Here is a 24315-nt window from a genome sequence, read left to right as displayed (position 1 = left end):
TGGTTTGCTATTGAGGCACCACCAGTCCAACGATCTCTCCCTCATTCCTGTGCTTGTCACAGGAATCCAGCGCGCCCAAGTCTTTGGGCGCTGGAGAATCATTCACGGCGCGGACGGGCCGTGGCTGGATTCCTGTGACAAGCACAGGAATGAGGGCGTGCAAGGAAGTCGCCGGCGCCGATGACCTCTACCTCAAACCTCGCCTATGTCACCCTCGTCACCAATCCCGACTACGCCATGGGCGCCACCGCCCTGGCGAATTCTCTCCGTCGCACCGATACCAGCGCCGACATCGTCGTCCTCCACACCGGCGGCGTCGATGCAACCGCCCTCGCCCCGCTCAAGACCATCGGCTGCCGGCTGATCGAAGTCGAGCACCTGCCGCTGTCTGTCGCCTTCAACGAACGCCACGCCCGCGGCCAACTCCATTCGGCTGCCCCCTTCACCAAGGGCCGCAAGCCGGACTTCCATTCGCCGCTCGACAATTTCTGCAAGCTCAGGCTGTGGCAGCTCGTCGAATACGAACGCTGCGTCTTCATCGACGCCGATGCCCTCGTGCTGAAGAATGTCGACAGGCTTTTCCTCTATCCGGAATTCTCAGCCGCGCCCAATGTCTATGAAAGCCTTGCCGACTTCCGCCGCATGAATTCCGGCGTCTTCGTCGCCACCCCATCGCATGACACATTCCGGCACATGCTCGAAAGCCTCGACAGGCCGGGCGCCTTCTGGCGGCGCACCGACCAGACCTTTCTCGAGACGTTCTTCCCGGATTGGCACGGCCTGCCGGTCTATTTCAACATGCTGCAATATGTATGGTTCACCATGCCGGAGCTTTGGGACTGGAAGAGCGTTTCGATCCTGCACTACCAATATGAAAAGCCGTGGGAAAAGGATCATCCGAAGGCAGCGCGGCTACAACCTTTGATCGATTTGTGGCACCGTTTCCACGATGGCGGCGATCCGCCCGAGATCGCGGCGCTGGCCAATCCGGAAGGAGCAGCATGAAGGTACTGGTATCCGGCGGAACGGGTCTCGTCGGCCGCTATGTCGTCGAGGAACTTTTGAGCGCCGGTTATCAGGTGATCGTCGGCGGGCGCCGTGCGCCGCCACCTCGTCTCTTCTCCCGCCCGGTTGAGTTCGCGGCACTTTCGCTCGATCCCAATAAGGATCAGATCGACATTTTCGACGACGCCTATTTCTTCGTCCACGCCGCCTTCAACCATGTTCCGGGCAAATATCGCGGCGGCGAAGGCGACGATCCAAAGAGTTTCCACAGGTTGAACCTCGACGGCACCGTCCGCCTTTTCGACGCCGCCAAACGCGCCGGCACGCGCCGCTGCATCTTCCTCTCCAGCCGCGCCGCCTATGGCGAACATTCTGAGGGAACCGAGCTCGCGGAAACGATGCTGGCCAAGCCGGAAACGCTCTACGGCCAGGTCAAGCTGGATGCCGAACGCGCGCTTGCCCACCTCTCCACTCCAGGTTTTGCCGGCGTAAGCCTGAGGGCGACCGGCGTCTACGGAGATCTCTCGCCGAACAAGTGGGACGGCCTCATCGCCGATTACCTCGCCGGCCGGCCGGTGGTTTCGCGTGTGGGGACGGAAGTTCACGGCCACGACCTCGGGCGTGCGGTACGGCTGATGCTGGAGACGGAAAGCACCCGCATCTCCGGCGAGGTCTTCAACGTCTCGGACATATCAGTCGACACGCGCGACATCCTTTCGGCCATCCGACGCGAGACCGGCTGTCGGCACGTGCTGCCGCCACTCGCCGACAGGGCGGCGCTCAATCCCATGAGCACGGCGAAAATCCGCGCGCTCGGCTGGATGCCGGGCGGAGCCCCGCTGTTCGAGGAAACGATGCAACGGCTCGCCGCGGCGCTGCCGGCGGCCCCGGAACACAGGTCCACGCAAGTCTGACGTTGCAGAATGCGCCGAATTGCAATCGGGGACCCGGACTGTCGGGAATTGTCCATGCAGGTCGCAACCACCTCTGCCTCCAACATCTTGCGCGGCACGTCTTCAGCAACGGTCATCTCTGCTGCCGGAGACGAGAGCGATCAGAGTGTGCTGAAACTACAACGTAGCACCCAGACGCTGCAGCAGATGCGGCAGACTCTGGCGAATTCCGGGGACGAAGCCAAGACGAAGGCAGAACGCAAGCTCGAAGAAGCGAAGCAGCAATTGGAAATGCTGCGCAGCTCCAACATGCCGCCCGAGGTGGTCGCCCGTCTGGCCGCTGAACTCGCGCGCAAGCTCGGCACCGTCGCCTCCGAATTCGCATCGACCGTCGCGACTGGCAGCCCGGCAGCAGTCGCTTCAATGGATACAACCACGGATACAACGGCCGCCGCGACGAGTGGGATCGAGGCTGCGCCGGCGGATGCCTCAGAAAAAACCGCGGACGAAGAGACCGGCTCGCAAGAGCCGGACGACGCCGCCAACGCCCGCAAGGCCTATCAGAGTGTTGCCGAGGACACCCCACAATTCTCGGGCATCTCGGCCGATGATCGAGAAACCATGGAGGATTTCAAGGCGGTCGTGCGCGAACTCAAGCAGTTGCTCGAAAACGCAATGCACGATCTGCGGCAGCAGAACCGGCAGGCCGGGGCGAACGCCGTTCCTGACATGGCAGCCTTCTCCATCGCCACCACGACAATACCGACAAGCATCGTCGTCTGACCTTCGGCCGCATCCCGCGACAGGGCGTGAAACGGGCGCAGTGCTGTCGCATCCGGCATTTGCATCGGACACCCAGCCGTCTATGCTCGCTCGACCTTTTCCATATCCGGCGGATGGAATGACCGTGAAAGACCTGAAAGCGCAGCTGCGCAACGAACGACTGTCGGCACGCGACGCCATGTCTCCTGAGAACCGCGCCTCCAAAAGCCTTGCGATGGCCGATCATGCCGGCGAGGCGGTTGGCTTTGCGCTGGGCACAATTGTCTCCGGCTTCCTGCCGATCCGTTCGGAAGCAGATCTCAGGCCGCTGATGGCGCGCTTTGCCGTGCGCGGTGCGCGGCTCTGCGTGCCGGCGATCCTCGACCGGCAGACCATCGTCTTTCGCGAGCTCGCGGAGGACGCCCCGCTTGTCGATACCGGTTTCGGCACGGTCGGCCCTTCGGCGGATGCCGCTATTCTCGATCCGGAAATCATGCTGGTGCCGCTTTCAGCTTTCGATGACCGCGGCCACCGCATCGGCTACGGCGCCGGCCATTATGACCGCGCCATCAGCCGGCTGAGGCAAAAAGGCCTGCATCCGAAGCTGATCGGCATTGCATTCGACTGCCAGGAAGTGGCACATGTGCCCGACGAGCCGCATGACATAAGCCTGGATGCCATCCTGACAGAAAGCGGCCTTCGCTTTTTTGCCTCTTGGATTGGATAGGGAATGCGGCTGCTTTTTCTGGGTGACATGGTCGGCAAGACGGGACGCTCGGCGGTCTGGGACCGCCTTCCCGGCCTGATCTCCGACCTCAAACTCGATTTCGTCATCGTCAACGGCGAGAATGCCGCCGGCGGGTTCGGCATCACCGAGGACATCTTTCTGGAAACGATCAATGCCGGCGCCGATGTGGTGACGACGGGCAATCACGTCTGGGACCAGAAGGAAGCCGTGGCTTTTGCTGGGCGCCACGATCAATTCCTGCGGCCGGCCAACTATCCGCAAGGCACGCCCGGTCGCGGCTCCGGGCTGTTCTATGCCAGGAACGGCGCGCGCGTGCTCGTCGCCAATGTCATGGGCCGGGTCTTCATGCATCCGGAACTCGACGATCCGTTCAAATCGGCGGAAGTGATCCTCGACGCCTGCCCGCTGAAGGAGCAGGCCGATGCGATCATCTTCGATTTTCATGCGGAAGCGACCAGCGAGAAGCAGTGCTTCGGACATTTCGTTGATGGCCGCGCCAGTTTCGTCGTCGGCACCCACACGCATGTGCCGACGGCCGACGCGCAGATCCTGAACGGCGGCACCGCCTATATGTCGGATGCCGGCATGTGCGGCGACTACGACTCCTCCCTCGGCATGGACAAGGAAGAGCCGCTCAACCGCTTCATCTCCAAGATGCCGAAGGGCCGCATGGAAGCCGCCAGCGGGCCGGCGACGATCTGCGGCGTCGGCGTGGAGATTTCCGACAGCACGGGCTTGGCCGAAAAGATCGCGCCGCTCAGGCTCGGACCGCGGCTGGCCGAGACAGTGCCGGAGTTCTGGCGCTAGCCTCTACCCACCGCCAACACGCAATCGTGAGCATCCCTCGTCTGGACCGCTGCGACCTCATGCCGCATCCTCCCGCCGCTACTTTCAAAGTGGTAGAGCGCCGGAGGGCCGGTATGAAGCCGCAATATCTCGTCCTCGCTATCGCGTGCCTTACGGCCTTCGCTGCGGCAGATCCTGCCGGAGCGCAGGAACAGCGAACACCCGTCAGCCACTGCCAGGCAATCGCTAAGAATATCCCCAAGGTCACCTTCGCCAGCTTTTCCGGCGCCGCGCCGCTGACGCCTGCCGTCTCCGAGGGAGAAGAGGTCAAATTCACCTTCCTCGGCCATTCCACCTTCGAGATCAACACCCCTGGCGGCATCGTCATCGCGACAGACTATAATGGCTGGTACAGGCCGGCGACGATGCCGGATGTCGTGACCATGAACAAGGCGCACACGACCCACTTCACCTTGGCGCCCGATCCAGGCATCAAACATGTACTGCATGGCTGGAGCGATATTCCGGGCGAGAAGGCCAACATCAATCTCGTCGTCGGCGATGCCTATATCCGCAATGTCCCCACGGATATCCGCTTCAGCTACGGCCTCGGCGGAGCGCATGAGAATGGCAATTCAATCTTCATTTTCGAGATCGCAGGTCTGTGCATCGGCCATCTCGGCCACCTGCACTACGAACTGACAGATGTCCAATATACGGAGATCGGCCGCCTCGACGTCGTCATGGTTCCTGTCGATGGCGGTCTGACCATGGGCGCCGACAGCATGAGCCGCGTCATCAAGCGGCTGCGCTCGTCACTTATCCTGCCGATGCACCGGCGCGGCCCGCCGGTCGAAGCATTCGTCTCGATGTTCGGCAAGGATTTCGACGTCGCCTATGCCCCTGACGACAGCGTCACCGTCTCCATGCGGACGCTACCGAAAAGGCCGCTGATCTATGTGCTGAAGGGTGTGCAGTAAAAAGCCCGGCGGTTTGCTTCCGGGCTTCGGCGCGTTAGGCGAATTGCAGGTGACGCTTGATGCCGACATCAGGCACCTTGTCGTCATCGAGATTGGCCTTGGCAATCTCCCAACCGAATTTCAGCTTGTTGCCCGTCGAGACCCATATCTCGGCATCGTCGACATGCAAAGCAAGCATGGTGAGCTTCGGATCCTTCTTGCCACCATCATACCAGGCAGCGACGATCGAACTCCAATATTCCTCAATCTTGGCAGGGTCGGGACGCACATCGATCACACCGGCAAGGCAGGCGTGATAATCGTGATCCTTGCCGATGACGCAGAAATGCGCGCGGCTGCCGGGCTTGATGGCGCGGACGATATCGGCATCGGTCTTGGTGTAGAACCAAATCGTATTGGTGGTGGGATCGGCATGCGGCGCCATCGGCTGCATGTGCATGTCGAGCCCGGAAATTCCGAGCATGCCGGCATGAACATCGTTGACCTGATCCCAGAGCTGACGTGCTGGCTGTTCCTGCGCATCGCTGAGACTTGCCATGACCGTTCCTTTCCGTTGGATGGAGTTCTTGAAACGTCATCCCCTCACCTTTGTTCCAAACTGCTTTTTCCTTGAAAGGGTGCGGTTTCGCTCTTATAAGGCGGCCCATTCCGAACAATGAGACGTGAACAGGGGTGCCATGGCTGGCCATTCACAGTTTAAAAACATCATGCACCGCAAGGGCCGTCAGGATGCCGTGCGGTCGAAAATGTTCTCCAAGCTTGCGCGCGAAATCACCGTAGCCGCCAAGGCCGGCCTGCCCGACCCGATGATGAACGCCCGTCTTCGCCTGGCGATCCAGAACGCCAAGGCCCAGTCCATGCCGAAGGACAACATCGACCGCGCCATCAAGAAGGCAGCTGGCGCCGACGGCGAAAACTATGACGAAGTCCGCTATGAGGGTTACGGCCCCGGCGGCACGGCGATCATCGTCGAGGCCCTGACCGACAATCGCAACCGCACCGCTTCCAACGTCCGCTCGATCTTCACCAAGGCCGGCGGCGCTCTTGGCGAAACCGGTTCCGTTTCCTTCTCCTTCGACCATGTCGGCGAAATCACCTACAAGCTTTCCGTCGGCGACGCCGACAAGGTGATGGAAGCCGCGATCGAAGCCGGCGCCGATGATGTCGAGACCGACGAAGAGGGCCACTACATTACCTGCGCCTTCGAAGCCCTTGGTGAGGTCTCGAAAGCGCTGGAATCCGGCCTCGGCGAAGCCGAAACCGTCAAGGCAGTCTGGCGCGCTCAGAACAATGTGCCGGTGGACGAAGAAAAGGCCCAGTCGCTGATGAAGCTCATCGACAGCCTGGAAGACGATGACGACGTGCAGAACGTCTATTCCAACTTCGAGGTCTCGGAAGAAGTGCTGGCCAAGCTCTCCGCCTGATTCTCTTAAAACGATCTTCTATGGAAGAACCCGGCGGTGACGTCGGGTTTTTTGTGCCAAGCCGCTCGTTGCGAACCTATGCGGCCACCCGCATGAAGTTTCCGAGGCCCGCGAACAGTTCCACCGATCTCAGCCGCGTCTCGATATCATGGATCGGCATGGAGATGATCACCTCGTCGGCCTGTGTTTCCTTGAGAAACGCCGTCAGTTTCGCCTCCGCCGTCGTCGGCGACCCGACCACGGCGTAACGCAGGGTGTGTTCGACATTCATCTTCTCCATCGGCGACCAGAACCCCTCCATATCGGCCAGCGGACGCGGGAACGGGCCGCGGACATTGCGGCGCAAGTTGACGAATTGCTGCTCGGCGGAGGTGAAATGATAGCGCGCCTCCTCATCCGTCGCCGCCACCGAGCCCATGACGCCGACCATCACATAGGGCTTGTCGAGCGTCGCCGAAGGCTGGAAGCGGTCGCGGTAGATCGCGATCGCGTCGAGCAGCATGTCGGGCGCGAAATGCGAGGCGAAGGCATAGGGGAGCCCAAGCATCGCGGCAAGCTGGGCGCTGTAGAGGCTGGAGCCGAGCAGCCAGATCGGGATATGCGATGAATTCCCCGGAACCGCGAGGATCGCCTGGTTCTCGACCGGCGTACCGAGCAGTTGCTGCAGTTCCACCACATCGTTCGGAAAGCTGTTGGCGGCGGCCTCAAGGTTGCGACGCAGCGCCTGCGCCGTGCGCATATCCGTTCCCGGTGCGCGCCCGAGGCCGAGATCGACGCGGCCGGGGAAGAGCGCCTCAAGCGTGCCGAACTGCTCGGCGATGACGAGCGGCGAATGATTGGGCAGCATGATGCCGCCGGAACCGATGCGAATGCGCTTGGTGGCAGCGCCGACATGGCCGATGACGACTGATGTGGCCGCGCTGGCGATCCCCGGCATGCCGTGATGTTCGGCAAGCCAGAAGCGCTTGTAACCGAATTCCTCGGCCTTGCGAGCCATCCGCGCCGAACTCTCGAGCGACTGGCTAACGGTGCTGCCGTCGGCAACGGGGGAAAGGTCGAGTATGGAGAAGGGAACCATGGGAAACCTGCCGGCCAGTTGAAGGATGCAGCCTATGTAGGTTCGCGCCCGCACCATTCCAAACCGTGCGTGCAAAGAAAAAGGGCCGCGCCAGCGCGACCCTTTTGCCATACCGTCAGCTAGTGGTTACCGGTCAGATAGTGGTTACCGGTGACGGCGCAGCACGTGCACCTCGGCGCTGGACTGGTGGTGGCCAGACGGCAGCGTGAAATTGCCGAGCTGGCGGTCCATTTCCAGGGCTTCCGTCGCCAGCCTGTGGATCGCCGCCGTCGTTTCCTCGACCATCGAGGCATTCTGCTGCGTCATCGCGTCGAGTTCGGCCACAGCGCTGTTGATCTCCCGCAGCGTATCGGCCTCCTCGCGGGTCGCACCCATGATGTCGTGGATCTGCCCGTTGATCGCCTCGACATGGGCGCCGATGCCGGTCAGCGCCACTCCAGCCCTTTCCACAAGCGCCACACCGCTTTCGACCTCATGCGTCGATTTCTGCAGCAGGCTGGAGATCTCCTTGGCCGCGCTCGACGAGCGCTGGGCGAGTTCGCGCACTTCCATGGCGACGACAGCGAAGCCCTTGCCCGATTCACCGGCGCGCGCTGCCTCGACGCCGGCATTGAGCGCCAGGAGGTTGGTCTGGAAGGCGATGTCGTCGATCACCGAGATGATCGTGTTGATCTGGCGCGAGGAGGCCTGGATCGCCTCCATCGCCGCAATCGTCTCGCGCATGATCTGGCCGGAGCCGGTCGTCTCCTTCTTGGCGTCGCGGGCGATGCGCTCGGCCTGTTCGGCCCGCTCGATCTGCCGCCGGACGGACTGGGTGATGGCGCTGATCGCATTCGCCGTCTCGGTGATCGAGCCGGCCTGGCGCTCGGTGCGCCCCGCGAGCTCGTCGGCGCCGGTGCGCATTTCCTCGGAGCCGGCGCGCACCGCCATCGAATTTCCACCGATGGCCGTCATGGTTTCGCTGAGCGTCGCGAGCGCCTCGTTGAAATTGATGCGCAGGCTTTCGAGCTCGTTCGGGAAGCGCGTATCGATCTGATAGGCAAGATCGCCGCTGGCCAGATGATGCAGGCCTTCGTCGATCGCTTCGACCACCTGCTGCAGCGTCTTTGCCTCGGCCTCGCGCTCGGCCAGATTCTGCTGGCGATCCTGCTCGGCCTGCAGGCGCGTCTCTTCGCTGGCGGCTTCCAGTTCGCGGCTTTCGATCAGCGACTGCCGGAAGCGGGCGAGCGCATTCGCCATCGTGCCGATCTCGTCCTTGCGGTTCAGGCTGCCGATCTCGCTGTCGAGCTTGCCGTCGGCGACGTCGCGGGTCACACCGGCAAGCCGCGCAAGCGGCGAGAACAGGAAATTGGTGACCAGCCCGGTGGCGACTGCCATGACGACGAGCACGCCGATGCCGATCATGGTTAGCAAAGTGGCGATCTCGATCGAACCGGCATTGAGCTCACTGAGCAGCACGCTCTCGACGACAAGGAAACGGTCGCCGCGATAGTCAATACCGCGGACATAGGCGCGGGCCGCCCCATCCGCTCGGCTGAAATCGGCAACCGTCATCGCCGAACTGGCAAGCGCGTCCTTGATGAAAGTGAAGGGTGTCGCGTCGAGCGTCGCAAGCCTGCCGTTCGCGTCGAGCCCGATGGCCGACCCATCGCCGGAAACTATCGCCGCCCGCGCCGTGCTGCCCTGGACGATGCCTTTGGCAAGGATGCCGGTGACGATGTCGTCGCGCACCTTGAACAGGATGATGCCCTTGGCCGCCCCGAGCTTGACGATCGGCACGGCATAGAAGATCGCCGAATTGCCGCTGGCGGCATCGACGCGAAGGCCGGAAAAACCTGTCGGTGCGGCGTCATCGGTCGCTTTGGCGGTATTCTCGATTGCCTTGGCGAAAGCGATACCGGCGCCGGTTGGCTTCCACGCGTCCGTCTTCAGATTCTCGGCGAAGTCGTCTTGCTTCTTGTAGGAATAGAGGACGGTGCCGTCGAGATCGGCGATCAGCAGATCGCTGAAGGCGGTATCTGCGAGGTCGCGGGCGACTTCGCCCTGCGTCTTCTCGTGGTTCGAATAATAAAAGCCGCTCGGCCCTTCCGGCTTCATCAGTTTCTCGCGCTGATCCGCCGGGTTGGGATTGCTGGAGATGAAAATCTTCTTCAACTCGGCGCGGGCATCGCCGGAGGTCTTCTCGATCGTCTTCCAACCGCTTTTCAGGCTGGTGATCGACATCTGCAGCGCTTCGATGCGCGCAATCGACGTTGCCTGGTTTTCAAGCTGCGTCAGTTGATCCTGCAGCATGTCACCGCGAAAGATCAGCACGCTCTCCTTGGCTTTCAGCGCCTGCTCGTCGGAGATCCGGCTGCTGGCGAAATAGGCAAGCACGTCGATCACTGCGATCGACAGCACCGTCAGCAGAATGAATGTGGCGATGACCTTGAAGGACAGGGATTGAAATCTCTGTGCCATGTACGACGAACCCCTCTGAACACGCCTGCCGGCGTTGGCACGCAGCGCATGCCTGATCGACCGATCTTTTAAACAGAACATCGGGGCTCCTTGCGACACGAGACCCCCTTCGTATTTGACACTAGAATTCAAGCATCTGTTTTAATTCGCGGTAAATGGACCGGCTTAAAACCGAGAATGTTTTTGTTTTGTTCACATATCGGTGGCAGTTATTTCGTAGTCGCTATAGGTTGAAGCATGCAAAATACGATTCGCATCGTCGGCATCGATCCCGGCCTTCGCCGCACCGGCTGGGGAATCATCGACACACTTGGCAATTCCCTGCGCTTTGTCGCCTCCGGAACCGTGACATCCGACGGTGACATGGACCTTGCCTCTCGCCTCTGCCAGCTGCATGACGGCTTGGCGGAGGTCGTCCACACTTACAAGCCGGATGAAGCCGCCGTCGAACAGACCTTCGTCAACAAGGATGCGGTGGCGACCCTGAAGCTTGGCCAGGCCCGCGGCATCGCCATGCTGGTGCCGGCCCGCGCCGGTCTGCGGGTCTCCGAATATGCTCCGAACGCCGTGAAGAAGGCCGTCATCGGCGTCGGCCACGGCGAAAAGCACCAGATCCACATGATGTTGAAGATCCTGATGCCGAAAGTCGAATTCAAAGGCGATGACGCTGCCGACGCCCTGGCGATCGCCATTTGCCATGCCCACAATCGCGGCAGCAACCGGATGCGGGAAGCGCTGGCCGGCTAATCTGTTCTTGACTTGTTCCAACAGTAAGGATAATTCTTACTTCGAAGGAGCAGCAAGATGCGCGTGACGTCCAAAGGCCAAGTCACCATTCCTCGCGATCTTAGAGAGCTTGCGGGCATCGAGGCCAACAGCGAGGTCATCTTCTCGATCGAGAACGGCAAGCTCGTTCTCTCGCCGAAGAACGGCAAGCAGGAGATCGAGGATCGGGGCCGGCTGGACCGTTTCCTGCAGACGATCCGTCGGCTCGAGGGAACTGGCGATCAGGCGATTGATGCCGAAGACCTCATGTCGATGACCCGTGATCGCTGATGGCGACGCTTGTCGATACAAACATACTCGTCGACCTGGCTGTGGCCGGTTCGGACTGGCACGGTTGGTCGCGTCGGAAAATGCTCGACGTCTTTAAAGATGGACCGGTCCTCATAAATCCGATCATCTATTCCGAGTTTTGCGTTCGCTACGACGATATGGATGAAGTCGACCAACTGCTTCCGCAGGATGAATTTCGCCGCGAGAACCTGCCTTGGCCGGCTGCCTTCGCCGCGGCGCAAGTCTTCCGGCTTTACCGTCACGCCGGCGGCGGACGCGAACAGATATTGCCTAACTTCTTCATCGGCGCCCATGCGGCGATAAGGGGCTACAAGATTTTGACCCGCGACCCCAGCGGATACCGATCTTATTTTCCCTCCGTTGAACTTATCACGCCCGAAACCCACCCTTGAGAGACCGCGCCCTATGATCGGCAAGCTGAAAGGCACAATAGACGAGATCGGCGAAGACTATGTGCTCGTCGATGTGCACGGCGTTTGCTACGTCGCCCATTGCTCGGCCCGCACCCTGTCCAAGCTTGGCTCGGCCGGTGAGGCCTGCGTACTGTTCATCGAAACCTATGTGCGCGAGGACCAGTTGAAACTGTTCGGCTTCATGACCGCCTTGGAGCGGGAATGGTTCAATCTGCTCCAGAGCGTCCAGGGCGTCGGCGCCAAGGTGGCGCTCGCGGTGCTCTCGACGCTGACGCCGGGCGAACTCGCCAATGCGATCGCCCTGCAGGACCGCGCCGCCGTCTCCCGCGCGCCGGGCGTCGGCCCGAAAGTGGCCATGCGTCTCGTCACCGAACTCAAGAACCGGGCGCCGGCCTTTGCCGGAGAAGCGATCAACATCGCCCTCAAGCAGGAGCTCGGCGAAGGTGTCGCGGCCGCACCCGTTGCCGACGCGGTTTCCGCCCTGACCAACCTCGGCTACAGCAGAGACCAGGCGGCAAATGCGGTTGCCGCGGCGATGAAGACGGCCGGCGAAAACGCCGATAGCGCCAAGCTGATCAGGTTGGGCTTGAAAGAACTGGCGCGGTGAAGCCAGGAAAACCGATGATTGGATGTCGAGGCGGCCGATTTTTGGTGTATTGCTGTGACAGGTTTCAAAACGGAATGAGAGCATGAGCGAACCCGCCCGCCTGATATCGCCGGAAAAGCGGGGCGAAGATCTCGACATCACCCTGCGCCCGCAATCGCTGGACGAGTTCACCGGCCAGGCCGAAGCCCGCGCCAATCTCAAGGTCTTCATCGAGGCGGCGAAGAACCGCGGCGAGGCACTGGACCATGTGCTCTTCGTCGGTCCGCCCGGCCTCGGCAAGACGACGTTGGCGCAGATCATGGCGAAGGAACTCGGCGTCAATTTCCGCTCGACGTCAGGCCCTGTGATTGCCAAGGCCGGCGATCTCGCCGCCCTCCTCACCAATCTCGAGGAGCGAGACGTGCTCTTCATCGACGAGATCCATCGCCTCAACCCGGCCGTCGAGGAAATCCTCTATCCGGCCATGGAAGATTTCCAGCTCGACCTGATAATCGGCGAAGGCCCTGCCGCCCGCTCGGTAAAAATCGATCTCTCGAAATTCACCCTGGTGGCGGCTACCACCCGTCTCGGTCTGTTGACGACGCCGCTGCGTGACCGCTTCGGCATCCCGGTGCGCCTGAGCTTCTACACCGTCGAGGAGTTGGAACTGATCGTGCGCCGCGGCGCGCGGCTGATGAACCTGCCGATGACCGAAGAGGGCGCTCGCGAAATAGCAAGACGCGCCCGCGGCACGCCGCGCATCGCGGGTCGGCTGCTGCGGCGCGTGCGCGACTTCGCCGAGGTGGCAAGGGCCGAGGCGGTGACGCGTGAGATCGCCGACGAGGCACTGACCCGCTTGCTCGTCGACAATGTCGGCTTCGACCAGCTCGACAAACGTTACCTCAACATGATCGCCGTCAATTTCGGCGGCGGCCCGGTCGGCATCGAGACCATCGCCGCCGGCCTTTCCGAGCCGCGCGACGCGATCGAGGATATCATCGAGCCTTACATGATCCAGCAGGGTTTCATTCAGCGTACGCCGCGCGGCCGTGTTCTGACCGCAATCGCGTGGAAACATCTCGGAATGCAACCGCCCAAGGAAATGGAGGCTGCGCAGTTCCGGCTGTTCCAGGAGGACAACTGAGTGATCACCCGCCGCGGATTTTTCAAGGTTCTTGGCGGCGGCATTGCAGGCGTCATGTCGCTTGGTGGGTACGCCTTCGCTTATGAACCGCTGGCGCGGCTCGGCATTGCCCGTTACCGGTTGACGCCGCCGGGGTGGACACCGGGGCTGAAGCTCCGCGTCGTCGCGCTCGCCGATATCCATGCCTGCGAACCCTGGATGTCGGCAAGCCGCATTGCCGCGATCTGCCACAGGGCCAACGAGCTCGAAGGCGACGTCACCCTCCTTCTCGGCGATTACGCCGCCGGCATGAATATGGTGACGCAATATGTGCATTCCAGCCAATGGTCGAAGGCGCTCGCCACCCTGCAGGCCCCCCTCGGCGTCCATGCGATCATGGGCAACCACGACTGGTGGGAGGACAGGACCGCCCAGAAGAACGGCGGAATGGAGACATTTGGGCACCGGGCGCTTGGCGATGTCGGTATCCCTGTCTACGGCAACCGCGCCGTCCGGCTCGAAAAGGATGGCCGCGGCTTCTGGCTCGCAGGCCTCGAAGATCAGCTGGCGCTATTGCCCGGAAGGAGATGGGGCCGCACGCATATGCTCGGCCTCGATGACCTCGAGGGAACGCTGACTCAAGTGACCGACGATGCCCCCGTCATCCTGCTCGCCCATGAGCCCGACATCTTTCCGCGCGTGCCCGAGCGGGTGTCGCTGACGCTGTCTGGCCACACCCATGGCGGACAGATCCGCTTCCTCGGCCGTTCGCCGATCGTCCCCTCGCGTTACGGCAATCGCTACGCTTATGGCCATATTGTCGAGGAGGGCCGCAATATCATCGTCTCCGGCGGCCTCGGCTGCTCCATCGCACCGGTGCGCTTCGGCGTGCCGCCGGAAATCGTCGTGATCGATCTCGGATAGAATGACATGAGCAAGCGCACTCTCATCCGCCTGACGGCAGGCGCTGAGCGTTTCAATTACCGTATCGCCGGCCTCGGCTTTCGCGACGGCCACGTGCTCGTTCATCGCGCCGTGCATGAGCCTTTCTGGACCTTTCCGGGCGGCAGGGCGGAAATCGGCGAGACGTCGGAGGAAACGCTGAAACGGGAGATGGTGGAAGAACTCGGCCTCGAAGTCACCGTCTCCCGCCTGCTCTGGGTCGTCGAGAACTTTTTCCGCTATGAACAACGCGACTGGCACGAACTCGGCCTCTATTACCTGATGGACATCCCCCCGGAATTCCCCTTTCAGCCGGGTGAAATCATCCACCGCGTCGAAGACGGTGACAACCACCTCGAATTCAAATGGGTGCTTGCGACGCGCCAGGCCCTGACCGACCTCGACATCCCGCCCTATTTCATCGCCGATGAGATCGAGAATCTGCCTGTCGCCCCCCGTCGTCTCGTCTGGCGGGACGGCAATCTCGATGAGAAGAACTGACGCAAGCCAGTCCGAAAGCGCGCGAAGAGGAGATGCGCCGATGCCGACCTTCGATCCCATCAGGTCATTTCGCAAGCTCGCCTATAACAACGCCCTTGCCAACCACCGTCTGCTTCAGGCCTGCACGGCATTGAAGCCCGGCGAATTCGAAGCGCCGCGCACCAGCTTCTTCCCCTCGATCAAGGAAACCTTGAACCACATCATCACGGTCGACTGGTTCTATGTCGACGGCCTGGAAGGCGGCACGCTCGGCTACCAAGCCTTCGAGATCGACGAACCGTTCGATGATATTTCATCGCTGGCGCAAGCTCAGGCCAGGGTCGATCAGCGCCTGGTCGCACTTTGCGAGGCTCTAACGCCGGAAAGGCTAGTGTCGGCCGTCCGCCTCCATCGCGGCGACCGCATCCAGGAAGAGCGGATGGACGACGTCCTCGCCCATCTCTTCCAGCACCAGACGCATCATCGCGGCCAGGTGCATGCAATGCTCTCCGGCACCAGCGTGGCTCCGCCGCAGCTCGACGAATTCATTGTCGCCGGCGACGCGCGGTTCCGCGGTGAGGAACTCGCCGAGCTCGGATGGAGCGAAGAAATGCTGATGCGTTAGAGCCTTTCCTGGTCAGATTGAAGCATTCTGTTGGCTCAAACGGAGTCGGATGGTCGACCGGCCGGCGCGTCGTAGCAAAGCTCCACGGCCAAGCCGGCCGGTCGATCAGCCGGCCCGTTTCAGCCAACCCTCCCGCAGATTTGCCAGGCAAATCTGCAAGACTTGGGAATCGCCGGACGCACTTATCGCTTCGCCACGGCGAAGCGGTGCGGCCGGTGGGCCGGGCATCTCTCCGCCAGGATCAGAGGCGATCGGCTTGAGCGTACCAACGGGTATGCCCTTCGCCAATCGCCTCTGCCCTGACGAAAACCGGCTCCGGCAGAATGCTTCAATCTGACCAGGAAAGGTTCTAATTCCGCAGCCGCTTTTTCAGCCCGTCGATGATCGTCTTGGTGAGAAGATCGTAATTCTCGTCGAAGTGATGGTCGCCGGGCAGTTCGACCACCTCCGCGCCGCTATCTTTCACCGCCGGACAGGCGACATCGTCATCGTCGTCCTTGCCATAGATGCATTGCACGAGTTTCGGATCGATATTCTTCAGATCGGCGACGGGATCGCCTCCAGCCCCTTCCGTCTTCTGGCCAAGCCAGCCGAGAACGGAGATGACGTAGTCGACCTGGTGCGAGAGCGACAGCAGCGACAATTGCGCCACCGCCGACTTTTCGGCCGGCTTGAGGAGCTGATAGGTGGCAGGCACAACGTCCGCGCCGAAGGAATAACCGACGAGCAGCACATGCTTCACCTTCCACTGCTTCCGGTAGAAATCGATGATCTTCGAAAGATCGGTGGCCGTCTCCTCCGGCTTGCGCTCCGACCAGAAATAATGAAGCGAATCGACGCCGACGACCGGAATGCCTTCCTTCTGCAGCGTGCCGCCGACCTCCTTGTCGATGTCGCGCCAGCCGCCGTCGCCGGAATAGATCACCGCCATCGTATCGAGGGCAGGCGTCGCCTCCAGGATCGCCAGCGGCAGTCCGAGCGGATTGCCGAAGGCGCCGGAGGCGGTAACGAGATCGTCAAGCGTATCGGCAAGCACCGTCTGCGCGTCGTCGGTGGAATCGCGAATTTCGATTGCGGAATGGGTCTTCTTCAGTGCCTCGACATGCGCCCGGCCGTCCTTGTCGGCCTTGGGCGTGAAGACTGACACAACAGGATCCGGCAGAGGCCCCTCGCTGAGGCCATACACCGTGCGTTGGCCGGCCACCTGCTTGGAAGCCGGCGTGCAAAGCTCCTTGGCAAGCGGAATGCCGGCGGCCGGATCGACGGCAAGCGTTTGGCCGATCGTCGCATCCGGCGTCTGCGCGGCGATCGCCAGCGCCAGGGCTCCGCCCTCGCCGATGCCGGCAACGATCGGCAAGTGATAGGCGTTGTTGCCGGTCGCACGCTGCACCTGCTGGCTCAGCGATTCGATATCCGAAACCATGTAGAGACAGCCGTCATTGAGGCCGACATCGTAGCGGTCAAGCGCCTGGATATAGGAGGGAAAATCGACGCCGATGACGACGGCGCCTTCAGCGACCAGCCTGTCGGCCTCCCCCTTCTCATAGTCGCCCCAGCCGGCGGCATCCGAGATCAGCATCACCGTGCCCTTCACCTCTCCTTCCGGCAGGAAGATGTGCGGCGACGGGATGAGCCCGGTTTCGAAGCTCTGCGTGGTCTCCTCGGCGGCATCAGCCGATGCGGCCGCGAGCATGCAGGCGCATGCCGTGGCAAGTAGGATTGTCCTGATCATTTTCTCACTACCCCTTTCAATCCGCCCCCGATCAGAAATGTCGCGTCCATCAACGCGATCATCGGATTGCCCCCTCCGGAGACCGCAAGATAGCGCGGTTGCCAGTGCGGATGAAATTTTGATTTGAATGCCCGAAGGCCTTTGAAGTTGTAGAAGCGCTCGCCGTGTTCGAAAACGGTGCTGCCGATGCGGTCCCAGACGGGCGCCGCCTCGCGTTTCGACATGCCGGAGAGAGGCGCCATGCCGAGATTGAAGTGGGTGAAACCCTGGCCGCGCAGATATTCCATGATCTGCACGAAGAGAAAGTCCATCGAGCCCTTCGGCGCGTCCGGCGAAAAGCGCATGAGATCGATCGTGCCCTCCTGCCTGGATTCGGTGACGAGGATATTGGCGAAGGCGACGATCCTGCCGTCCTTTTTCAGAATGCCGACCGGCTGGGAAGAGACGTAATTGGGATCGAAGGCGCCGAGCGAAAAACCCTTTTCCTTTGCGTTGTGATGCTCGAGCCAGGCCGTCGAAACGGCGGAGAGATCATCGATGACCGAGGGCACGTCCTCAGGTTCGACAACGGCAAATTCCAGCCCGTCGCGCTGGGCGCGGCTCGCCGTCTGGCGAAGGTTTGCCCATTTGCCCCCCTTCATCTCGAAGGTTCGAAGATCGGTCACGGCCAGTTCGCCGAGCTTGAAGGCGCGCAGGCCGGCATCGGCGCAATGGGAAAGCAGCGACGGCGAGATCTGATAGAACACGGCCCGGCAGCCGGCGGCGCGCGCTGCTTCGACGAAACGCCAGACAAGCTCCTGCCCGGCGCGATGTTCGCCGACCGGGTCGAATAGCGCGATCCAGGAACGGCCCTGCCGGCCGTACATGATGAAGGCGTCGCCCTTTTCCGAGAACATGATGCTCTTGTCGCCCATGCGCACTAGATTGGCGTCGGCATTGCCCTGCTTGCCGACGATCTCGACGGCACGCGCCAGCGCCTCCTCCGTCGCCGGTTCCGGCCGGAATGTCGCCGGCCGGAGCAGGCTGAAGATGGCGATCGCCGACGAGATGATGGTGATGCCGAGGACGGCGCGTAGGCCCCGCGGCGCTTCGGCGGTGAACTCGAACTGCCACCAGAGCTGGTTGCTGTATTCGACATCGCGATAGACGAAGAGCAGGATGACGACGGCGCCGACGACGATGACCGCGATCGCCATCAGCCAGGACGCCGTCAGCGCCTGGTTGAGCAGCGAGGCATGGCGGGTAAAGAGCCGCCGGCTGACGAAGAGCCCGAAGATGAGGAAGGCAAGAAAGGCGGCTTCGACGAGCGCGATCGCTTTCAAGAGCGACAAAGTCAGTGCCGCAAGGGCCGAAAATACCGCCACCCACCAGGCGCCGTCGAGTCGCTGGCCGAGGCCGCGCGCAGCAACGACGAGCGCGAGCCCGAGCAGGCTGGAAAGGAAATGCGCCCCTTCCACCATCGGCAGTGGCAGATAGTTGGAGAGGAATTCGAGGTTCTGGTCCGGTGTCGGCGTGACGCTCGAAAAGATCAGCATGACGCCGAGCAGCAGCGCAAGCGCCGATAGCAGCTGCGGCATCAGTCGTCCGCCAATGCGCCGGACGCTGGAGGCGGCCGGATGGTCGACGAAACGGCGCAGCTCCGTCGCCGAAACCGCAAGCACGGCGATCAGCAGCGGCAGCACATGATAGATCAGCCGATAGAGCACTAGCGATCCGAGCACCGCATCAATGTTCACCGCGCTGCCGAGCGAGGCGATGATCACGGTTTCGAACACGCCGAGCCCGGCCGGAACGTGGCTGAGTACGCCGAGACCGACGGCGATCGCATAGACGGCCAGGAAGACCGGCCAGCCGATGGCCGTCTGCGGCAGCAGCACGTAAAGCACGGACGCCGAGGCGGCGATATCGAAGGCGGTGACGAGGAACTGCCGTGACCAGGTGCGCGAATCCGGCAGGCGGATTGCCACAGGGCCGAGATCGAGTACGCGGCCATCACGGCCGATGATCATCACTGCACTCAGAATGGCAACGATCGAGCCGGCGATCAACCGCAGCAGGAAGGGGCTGACCCCGATTAGCGGGCCGATCTCGTCGGCGATGATGATGAGGGCGATCGCGCCGACTCCGGCAAGCCCGAGACCGAAGGAAAGCGTGACGAAGGCGATGATGCGGCCGATATCTTCGGGCGAAAGCCCGAGACGCGTATAGGCGCGGTAGCGGATCGCGCCACCCGAAAGCGCACCGAAGCCGGCGGTATTGCCAACCGCATAGGCACTGAACGCCGTCAGCGCCACATGCGGAAAGGGCAGCTTCTTGCCGATATATTCGATGGCGTTGAGATCGTAGAAAACCAGCGAGAGGAAGCTGAGTGCGGTGAAGAACAGGGCAAGCAGGATGGCGCTCGGCCTGGTCGCCGCCAGCGCATCGACGACATCGTCATAGCGCACTTCGTTGGTGAGCTGCATGATCGCGTAGCCGACGAGGCAGAAGACCACGAGTGTCGCCGCTGCCGTCAGCGGTGTCCTGTAACGTCTGAACAAACCACGAAAAGAAAATCCTTCCGCGTCTTCGATCTCTTTCAAATTGTCGTGACCCGACATCTCTTATCCTGCTGCAATTGCCAGCTCGGCGGGAATCATTTTGAAAGACGTAACATGAGAGGCATACAAGCTCTATGAAGACATGCCGCCGCAAACCCAGCCCGCCGCTTGGGCCTCCATCACTCTCAATTGGGGCGAATTTGCGCAGGTGAGCGTAACGGCGCATTGCATTTTCGTAAGCTTCGGACGAGCTTTACCCGCGACGGCGAATTGAAACACAGGAGAACGGTTCGATATGCAGGATGGTCCGGCCCTGATGATGATCGTCCTCGGCCGCCTGTTGCTGGGCGGCCTCTATGTCGCTGGCGGCATTCATCATTTTTTCGTCATCGTGCCGCTGACCGATGCGATCGAAGCCCGCGGCATCCCTTTTGCGAAATGGGTACTGCTTTCCGGCAGCATGTTCCAGATCCTGGCCGGCACGCAGCTGATGTTAGGGCTCTTCGTGACCGCAGCGGCATTCGGTCTTATCCTCTTCACCCTTGCCGCCACTATCATGCTGCTGAATTTCTGGGACATGCAGGGAACGGCCCGCGAAAGCGCGATCAATACCTGGAAAACCAACATGGCGATCATCGGCGGTCTGCTGATCGCCGCCGCCGGCCCGATGTGAAGCGGCTTATGCCGCCGGTTCGCCATTCGCCCGCGCATGGGCGGCGTAGCGCGCCACGGCGGCATCCACCTCCGCATCGCGATCACCCGCCACCTGCACTGTCGGCACGGCGAATTCGATGCCGTTTTCCTTGAAGGCGTTGCGGATCATCGCCAGCGCATTGCGGCGGATGACGAATTGCTCGCCGGGCTTCGTCATCATCGACAGCCGGATTTCGATCGCGAATTCGCCGAACTGCTCGACACCCTTCATCTTGAGCGTCTCGATGATATGAGGGCCGAATTCTGGATTTTCGAGCAGCGTCTGGCCGATTTGCTTGATCACCTTCTTCGCCTTGACGAGATCGGTGTCGTATTTGACGTTGAGGCTGATCTTGTCGATCGTCCAGTCGCGGTTGAGGTTCTTCACCGCGCCGAGTTCGCCGAACGGCACCGTCGTCAGCGGCCCGCGATGATGCCTGAGCTTCACCGAGCGCAGGCTGAAAGCCTCGACCACGCCCTTGTGGCTGCCGCTTTCGATATATTCGCCGATACGGAAAGCATCATCCCAGAGATAGAACATGCCGCTGATGACGTCCTTGACGATCGTCTGCGCGCCGAAACCGACCGCCACGCCGACGACACCGGCACCGGCGATCAGTGGCCCGATCTCGATGCCGAGGCCGGAGAGCACCATCAAAACGGCGATGACGGCGATGACGACGGCCAGGATATTGCGGAAGATCGGCAACAGCGTCTGTATCCGTGCGCGTCTGGCCCTCTCCTCATCCGTTGCTCCGCCATCCACGGAAGAATCGAGTAGCTTGCCGTCGATATAGGCTTTGACGACATGCCAGAGCAGATCGGCGGCCAGCAGGATGACGATGCCGCCGATGACGCCGCGGGCGATCTTGTCCACCATGGTCTCGCCGGCAGCCATCGTATCGGCGCCGACGCCGAGCATATGCCCGAGCCAGATGGCAGCAACGGCAATGATCAGCGCCCGCACACCCCGGTCGAGAAGCACGGTCGCAATGCGGCGCGTCGCCAGGAAGCTCGCTTCAGTCTGCTGCAGCGATTTCACCGCAATCGTCGAAACGGCAAGCACGCGCGGCAGCAGCAGTACGTAGATGCCGAGCCAGAGCAGCCAGTTGAAGCCTGCGACCCAAAGGCTCCAAAGCAATAGGAAATAAACGGTGAGCGCCCAGGAGGTCCCGTGACCGCGCTTCTCGTCCTTGTGCGGCCGCGACCAGACCGCTTCGATCGCAATCAGCAGCAGGCCGATACCGAGGATGTAGCCGACGAGGAGCCGCGCACTCGGGGAATAGCCAAGCGGTTCCATCGACTGGATCGCCGCCCAGCCAAGCATGAAATAGATGACGAAGGTCGCGCAGCGGCGGTACCAGAAGAGTGCAACGACATGCCCTGGCATGGTGGGAGCGGTGATGCCCTGCCTCTCCTCCTCGGTCCGCGCCAGCCCGATGAGATCGACCAGCACACCGCCGAGGCAAATGGTGAAGCGTTGGACGATGAGCGCGACGACGCAGACGATCGCGATACTCTGGCTGAGCGGCGGCCAGCCGAGGCTCAGAAGCGCAAGCACCGTTGCCGCCGCGAAGATCAGCGCCGGTATGACCCGCGGCGCCAGATGCATGCCGGCCATCTCGGCCAGTCGACGACGGCGGCGGCGGAAGGCATAACGGGCAAGGCTTTCGACAATCGCGCCGAGCAGGAAGATGGCCAGGAACTGCGCCACCATGCGCGGCCAGCCGTTCGCGGCGATTTCACCTAGCAACAGCGAGGACGCATTGCCGATCTGAAAGGGCAGCGTCATCGCCGCATCTGAGACCATCGCGACGTGCCGGCGGGCATGCTGCAGCAGGCCCGACAGCACCGACATCTGATCCGCAGCCGCCGAACCGCCCGCAGGTGCCGTCGCCATCTGGGTCGACATCCACTGCTTAACTTCGGGCGTCTGCATGAGCTGCATCATCTCACGCACCTGCGCCGGAGGAGCGGCCGCGGCCGGGACTTGCGCCGGCGATGTCTGGGCAAAGCTTGGCGAGATCACCCCAAGAAGTACGATGAGTGCCAATATTCCCGATATGGCGGCCTTCAAGACCCCTGCCCCGTCACGCTCCATCACCGCCCTCCAATGGAGTGTCGGCCGCTTGGACGAAGCAGCCCCGACATTTCCCGTTCGGCAATGGATACTCGCGACCGCTGCCGCCAGCAAGCGGTAGGAACCCCATACCGATGGCTAGAGCCTTTCCTGGTCTGGAAGGCGCCGAAAGCCTCTGGCCTTCAGGATTTCGGAGCCGGCTTTTCCACGTGGCCGCCAAAGCCCGCCCGCATCGCCGACAGAACCTTATTGGCGAATTCGTCGTTATCGCGCGAGGAGAAGCGGCCGTAGAGTGCGGCACTCAGCACCGGCGTCGGCACGCTTTCGTCGATTGCCGCCATGATCGTCCAGCGGCCTTCGCCGCTATCGGAGACACGCCCGGCATATTTCGCCAGCGCCGGATCGGCATGCAGTGCATCGGCCGTCAGATCGAGCAGCCAGGAGGTGATGACGCTGCCGCGGCGCCAGACTTCGGCGACGTCCTGCAGATTGAAGTCGTATTGAAAATGTTCAGGATGGGCGAGCGGCGCGGTTTCCGCATCAGCCTCATGCGAGGCTGCTCCGATATTGGCATGTTTCAGGATGTTGATGCCCTCGGCATAGGCGGCCATGAGACCGTATTCGATGCCGTTGTGCACCATCTTGACGAAATGGCCGGCGCCATGCGGGCCGCAATGCAGGTAGCCCTGTTCGGCGGTGCTCGCCGCAGCCGCTTCGGCGGTGCGGTTCGGCGAGGCTTCCGTTGTGCCGGCGCCGGGCGCCAGTGTTGCGAAAATCGGCGAAAGGTGCTGAACGGTGCCCTTCTCGCCGCCGATCATCAGGCAGTAGCCGCGCTCCAGGCCGAACACGCCGCCACTGGTGCCGACATCGACATAGTGGATGCCCTTGGTGATAAGGTCGGCGCCGCGGCGGATATCGTCGTGGTAATAGGAATTGCCGCCGTCGATGACGATGTCGCCATTCTCAAGCAGCGGCACCAGGTTCGCGAGCACCTTGTCGACGATCGCCGCCGGCAGCATCAGCCAGATCGCCCGCGGATGCGAGAGCTTCGAGACGAACTCTTCGAGCGAAGCACTGCCGGTCGCACCGAGGCCTGCGAGTTCGGCAACGCTTTCCGGCCTGGCGTCGTAGACGACGCATTCGTGACCGCCCCGCATCAGGCGCTGGACCATGTAATTGCCCATGCGGCCCAAACCAACCATGCCAAGCTGCATAATGAAATCTCCTGGAAATCGAGATGAAGTGTCGAATCCGGAAACTAGCACCCGCAGTGTGACAGGCAAGCGAACTCTCGCTCCTCTTGGCGAATGCGACGATTACGCCGCCGATCTCCTTGAAGCCGACTTGCCGGTCAGGCGTCCGGCGCGCTGGCCGGCTCTCCCTTCATTTCGCTGAGGAACATGCCCTCGCGCAGATTGATGCCGTATTCGACGAAAGCCTTCATGCAGCAGAGCATCTGCGTCCAGCCTTCACAGTTGAGATAGGTGCCGCGCCGGCCGGCATCGTCCTCACGCCAGCCGCTCTCGGCGATGGTCACCAGCGTGCCGCCATCTTCGAGCGGCTTGAAGTTCATCTCCACCGACGTCTTATAGGTCTTCTTGTCGTCGCCCGTGCCGCCATCCCAGCTGAGCACGATGCGACTTTCCGGCACGAGTTCGACCACCTCCACCTGGGCGTCCTTCCACCAGGTCACAGTGGTGCCCTTGACCAGCGGCGCGCTCGCCCCGCCGATCGTGGTGAAATAGCTGCTGAGCTTCTTCGGGTTGACGACAGCGTCGAATACCTCTGCGACGGGTCGGCCGATACGGCCTGAAACGCGGATTCCGAGAGACATGGTCCTTCTCCTCTTCTCCATTGTGTGAGTTTCCATTGTACTCGGCGCCATTAT

Annotated in this window: 24 protein-coding genes; 16 read left to right on the top strand and 8 right to left on the bottom strand. The window is 61.9% G+C overall.

Translation table 11 applies throughout. From position 1 onward, the window contains the following. The first annotated feature begins 180 nt into the window (after window positions 1–180). The 6 genes from FHX03_RS19385 (at window position 181) to FHX03_RS19360 (ending at window position 5174) form a co-directional block, all read left to right on the top strand. Window positions 181–1005 carry a glycosyltransferase gene (locus FHX03_RS19385; RefSeq protein ID WP_183855013.1) on the top strand — a complete coding sequence of 275 codons (825 nt, stop codon included), beginning with the start codon at window positions 181–183 and terminating at the stop codon, window positions 1003–1005. Continuing rightward, on the top strand, window positions 1002–1919 hold the full coding sequence (locus FHX03_RS19380; protein WP_097629241.1) for an NAD-dependent epimerase/dehydratase family protein: 918 nt from the start codon (window positions 1002–1004) through the stop codon (window positions 1917–1919). Before FHX03_RS19385 ends, FHX03_RS19380 begins: the two co-directional genes overlap by 4 nt. Before the next feature lie 54 nt (window positions 1920–1973). Further along, window positions 1974–2681: a hypothetical protein gene (locus tag FHX03_RS19375; RefSeq protein WP_097629240.1), complete on the top strand. Its 708-nt coding sequence runs from the start codon at window positions 1974–1976 to the stop codon at window positions 2679–2681. 118 nt (window positions 2682–2799) lie between these two features. Next, a complete protein-coding gene (locus FHX03_RS19370; RefSeq protein ID WP_097629239.1) occupies window positions 2800–3387 on the top strand; it encodes a 5-formyltetrahydrofolate cyclo-ligase in 588 nt (195 codons plus the stop codon). A gap of 3 nt (window positions 3388–3390) precedes the next feature. Further along, window positions 3391–4215, top strand: a complete 825-nt coding sequence (locus tag FHX03_RS19365; RefSeq protein WP_097629238.1) for a TIGR00282 family metallophosphoesterase — start codon at window positions 3391–3393, stop codon at window positions 4213–4215. A gap of 113 nt (window positions 4216–4328) precedes the next feature. Beyond that, window positions 4329–5174 (top strand): MBL fold metallo-hydrolase, encoded by an 846-nt coding sequence (locus tag FHX03_RS19360; RefSeq protein ID WP_183855010.1) that lies wholly within the window; start codon window positions 4329–4331, stop codon window positions 5172–5174. Between the two features lie 34 nt (window positions 5175–5208). Here FHX03_RS19360 and FHX03_RS19355 read toward each other — a convergent pair whose 3' ends face one another. Further along, window positions 5209–5712: a pyridoxamine 5'-phosphate oxidase family protein gene (locus FHX03_RS19355; RefSeq protein WP_012558848.1), complete on the bottom strand. Its 504-nt coding sequence runs from the start codon at window positions 5710–5712 to the stop codon at window positions 5209–5211. Between the two features lie 139 nt (window positions 5713–5851). Between FHX03_RS19355 and FHX03_RS19350 the strand changes: the two genes are divergently transcribed. Beyond that, a complete protein-coding gene (locus FHX03_RS19350; protein WP_003590326.1) occupies window positions 5852–6598 on the top strand; it encodes a YebC/PmpR family DNA-binding transcriptional regulator in 747 nt (248 codons plus the stop codon). A 76-nt stretch (window positions 6599–6674) separates the two neighbouring features. On the opposite strand, the gene FHX03_RS19345 is transcribed toward FHX03_RS19350, so the two are convergent. Together FHX03_RS19345 and FHX03_RS19340 are read right to left on the bottom strand one after the other, a co-directional pair. Continuing rightward, entirely contained in the window at window positions 6675–7676 is a 1002-nt protein-coding gene (locus FHX03_RS19345) for an LLM class flavin-dependent oxidoreductase (protein WP_183855008.1), read from the bottom strand. A gap of 144 nt (window positions 7677–7820) precedes the next feature. After that, window positions 7821–10136: a methyl-accepting chemotaxis protein gene (locus FHX03_RS19340; protein ID WP_097629235.1), complete on the bottom strand. Its 2316-nt coding sequence runs from the start codon at window positions 10134–10136 to the stop codon at window positions 7821–7823. Between the two features lie 237 nt (window positions 10137–10373). On the opposite strand from FHX03_RS19340, the gene ruvC reads away from it, so the two are divergent. From ruvC to FHX03_RS19300, 8 genes are all read left to right on the top strand, one after another. Further along, a complete protein-coding gene (gene ruvC, locus FHX03_RS19335) occupies window positions 10374–10883 on the top strand; it encodes a crossover junction endodeoxyribonuclease RuvC (protein WP_003590322.1) in 510 nt (169 codons plus the stop codon). Window positions 10884–10940: 57 nt separating this feature from the next. Then, window positions 10941–11192, top strand: a complete 252-nt coding sequence (locus FHX03_RS19330; protein WP_003566365.1) for an AbrB/MazE/SpoVT family DNA-binding domain-containing protein — start codon at window positions 10941–10943, stop codon at window positions 11190–11192. Continuing rightward, window positions 11192–11605, top strand: coding sequence for a type II toxin-antitoxin system VapC family toxin (locus FHX03_RS19325; RefSeq protein ID WP_097629233.1), 414 nt, complete (start codon window positions 11192–11194; stop codon window positions 11603–11605). The genes FHX03_RS19330 and FHX03_RS19325 overlap by 1 nt, the downstream gene beginning before the upstream one ends. 13 nt (window positions 11606–11618) lie before the next feature. Further along, the gene (gene ruvA, locus FHX03_RS19320; protein WP_097629232.1) at window positions 11619–12233 is read left to right on the top strand and encodes a Holliday junction branch migration protein RuvA; all 615 of its coding nucleotides are present in this window, start codon (window positions 11619–11621) and stop codon (window positions 12231–12233) included. Between the two features lie 82 nt (window positions 12234–12315). Further along, the gene (gene ruvB, locus FHX03_RS19315; protein ID WP_064840622.1) at window positions 12316–13356 is read left to right on the top strand and encodes a Holliday junction branch migration DNA helicase RuvB; all 1041 of its coding nucleotides are present in this window, start codon (window positions 12316–12318) and stop codon (window positions 13354–13356) included. Continuing rightward, window positions 13357–14259 carry a metallophosphoesterase gene (locus FHX03_RS19310; RefSeq protein ID WP_183855006.1) on the top strand — a complete coding sequence of 301 codons (903 nt, stop codon included), beginning with the start codon at window positions 13357–13359 and terminating at the stop codon, window positions 14257–14259. Window positions 14260–14265: 6 nt separating this feature from the next. After that, on the top strand, window positions 14266–14778 hold the full coding sequence (locus FHX03_RS19305; protein ID WP_183855004.1) for an NUDIX hydrolase: 513 nt from the start codon (window positions 14266–14268) through the stop codon (window positions 14776–14778). Between the two features lie 40 nt (window positions 14779–14818). Further along, window positions 14819–15382 carry a DinB family protein gene (locus FHX03_RS19300; protein ID WP_183855002.1) on the top strand — a complete coding sequence of 188 codons (564 nt, stop codon included), beginning with the start codon at window positions 14819–14821 and terminating at the stop codon, window positions 15380–15382. Window positions 15383–15731: 349 nt separating this feature from the next. Here the strand turns inward: FHX03_RS19300 and FHX03_RS19295 are convergent, their stop codons facing one another. Both FHX03_RS19295 and mprF read right to left on the bottom strand, forming a co-directional pair. Further along, window positions 15732–17114 carry a virulence factor family protein gene (locus tag FHX03_RS19295; RefSeq protein ID WP_183855000.1) on the bottom strand — a complete coding sequence of 461 codons (1383 nt, stop codon included), beginning with the start codon at window positions 17112–17114 and terminating at the stop codon, window positions 15732–15734. Continuing rightward, the gene (gene mprF, locus FHX03_RS19290) at window positions 17111–19714 is read right to left on the bottom strand and encodes a bifunctional lysylphosphatidylglycerol flippase/synthetase MprF (protein ID WP_183854999.1); all 2604 of its coding nucleotides are present in this window, start codon (window positions 19712–19714) and stop codon (window positions 17111–17113) included. Before mprF ends, FHX03_RS19295 begins: the two co-directional genes overlap by 4 nt. Before the next feature lie 235 nt (window positions 19715–19949). Here mprF and FHX03_RS19285 point away from each other — a divergent pair, with 235 nt between their 5' ends. Then, window positions 19950–20327 (top strand): DoxX family protein, encoded by a 378-nt coding sequence (locus FHX03_RS19285; RefSeq protein WP_183778681.1) that lies wholly within the window; start codon window positions 19950–19952, stop codon window positions 20325–20327. A 6-nt stretch (window positions 20328–20333) separates the two neighbouring features. Here the strand turns inward: FHX03_RS19285 and FHX03_RS19280 are convergent, their stop codons facing one another. From FHX03_RS19280 to FHX03_RS19270, 3 genes are all read right to left on the bottom strand, one after another. After that, window positions 20334–22448, bottom strand: coding sequence for a mechanosensitive ion channel family protein (locus FHX03_RS19280; protein WP_183854997.1), 2115 nt, complete (start codon window positions 22446–22448; stop codon window positions 20334–20336). A 161-nt stretch (window positions 22449–22609) separates the two neighbouring features. Further along, a complete protein-coding gene (gene gnd, locus FHX03_RS19275) occupies window positions 22610–23641 on the bottom strand; it encodes a phosphogluconate dehydrogenase (NAD(+)-dependent, decarboxylating) (RefSeq protein ID WP_097629224.1) in 1032 nt (343 codons plus the stop codon). Window positions 23642–23778: 137 nt separating this feature from the next. Continuing rightward, a complete protein-coding gene (locus FHX03_RS19270) occupies window positions 23779–24261 on the bottom strand; it encodes an SRPBCC domain-containing protein (RefSeq protein ID WP_097629223.1) in 483 nt (160 codons plus the stop codon). Window positions 24262–24315 lie beyond the last annotated feature (54 nt).

Source organism: Rhizobium sp. BK456, from assembly GCF_014194045.1.
Lineage (GTDB): Bacteria > Pseudomonadota > Alphaproteobacteria > Rhizobiales > Rhizobiaceae > Rhizobium > Rhizobium redzepovicii.
The sequence above is the reverse complement of the archived record's forward strand: the minus strand, read 5'-3'. Positions and strand labels throughout refer to the sequence as shown.

Excerpts from the sequence above, each read along its gene's own strand:
- FHX03_RS19345 (WP_183855008.1), bottom strand. The coding sequence starts at position 7,676 with ATGGTTCCCTTCTCCATACTCGACCTTTCCCCCGTTGCCGACGGCAGC.
- ruvB (WP_064840622.1), top strand. The coding sequence starts at position 12,316 with ATGAGCGAACCCGCCCGCCTGATATCGCCGGAAAAGCGGGGCGAAGAT.
- FHX03_RS19355 (WP_012558848.1), bottom strand. The coding sequence starts at position 5,712 with ATGGCAAGTCTCAGCGATGCGCAGGAACAGCCAGCACGTCAGCTCTGG.
- FHX03_RS19270 (WP_097629223.1), bottom strand. The coding sequence starts at position 24,261 with ATGTCTCTCGGAATCCGCGTTTCAGGCCGTATCGGCCGACCCGTCGCA.
- FHX03_RS19325 (WP_097629233.1), top strand. The coding sequence starts at position 11,192 with ATGGCGACGCTTGTCGATACAAACATACTCGTCGACCTGGCTGTGGCC.
- FHX03_RS19360 (WP_183855010.1), top strand. The coding sequence starts at position 4,329 with ATGAAGCCGCAATATCTCGTCCTCGCTATCGCGTGCCTTACGGCCTTC.
- FHX03_RS19300 (WP_183855002.1), top strand. The coding sequence starts at position 14,819 with ATGCCGACCTTCGATCCCATCAGGTCATTTCGCAAGCTCGCCTATAAC.
- mprF (WP_183854999.1), bottom strand. The coding sequence starts at position 19,714 with ATGTCGGGTCACGACAATTTGAAAGAGATCGAAGACGCGGAAGGATTT.
- gnd (WP_097629224.1), bottom strand. The coding sequence starts at position 23,641 with ATGCAGCTTGGCATGGTTGGTTTGGGCCGCATGGGCAATTACATGGTC.
- FHX03_RS19375 (WP_097629240.1), top strand. The coding sequence starts at position 1,974 with ATGCAGGTCGCAACCACCTCTGCCTCCAACATCTTGCGCGGCACGTCT.
- FHX03_RS19340 (WP_097629235.1), bottom strand. The coding sequence starts at position 10,136 with ATGGCACAGAGATTTCAATCCCTGTCCTTCAAGGTCATCGCCACATTC.
- FHX03_RS19295 (WP_183855000.1), bottom strand. The coding sequence starts at position 17,114 with ATGATCAGGACAATCCTACTTGCCACGGCATGCGCCTGCATGCTCGCG.
- FHX03_RS19305 (WP_183855004.1), top strand. The coding sequence starts at position 14,266 with ATGAGCAAGCGCACTCTCATCCGCCTGACGGCAGGCGCTGAGCGTTTC.
- FHX03_RS19350 (WP_003590326.1), top strand. The coding sequence starts at position 5,852 with ATGGCTGGCCATTCACAGTTTAAAAACATCATGCACCGCAAGGGCCGT.
- FHX03_RS19330 (WP_003566365.1), top strand. The coding sequence starts at position 10,941 with ATGCGCGTGACGTCCAAAGGCCAAGTCACCATTCCTCGCGATCTTAGA.
- ruvC (WP_003590322.1), top strand. The coding sequence starts at position 10,374 with ATGCAAAATACGATTCGCATCGTCGGCATCGATCCCGGCCTTCGCCGC.
- ruvA (WP_097629232.1), top strand. The coding sequence starts at position 11,619 with ATGATCGGCAAGCTGAAAGGCACAATAGACGAGATCGGCGAAGACTAT.
- FHX03_RS19365 (WP_097629238.1), top strand. The coding sequence starts at position 3,391 with ATGCGGCTGCTTTTTCTGGGTGACATGGTCGGCAAGACGGGACGCTCG.
- FHX03_RS19370 (WP_097629239.1), top strand. The coding sequence starts at position 2,800 with ATGACCGTGAAAGACCTGAAAGCGCAGCTGCGCAACGAACGACTGTCG.
- FHX03_RS19280 (WP_183854997.1), bottom strand. The coding sequence starts at position 22,448 with ATGGAGCGTGACGGGGCAGGGGTCTTGAAGGCCGCCATATCGGGAATA.
- FHX03_RS19285 (WP_183778681.1), top strand. The coding sequence starts at position 19,950 with ATGCAGGATGGTCCGGCCCTGATGATGATCGTCCTCGGCCGCCTGTTG.
- FHX03_RS19380 (WP_097629241.1), top strand. The coding sequence starts at position 1,002 with ATGAAGGTACTGGTATCCGGCGGAACGGGTCTCGTCGGCCGCTATGTC.
- FHX03_RS19385 (WP_183855013.1), top strand. The coding sequence starts at position 181 with ATGACCTCTACCTCAAACCTCGCCTATGTCACCCTCGTCACCAATCCC.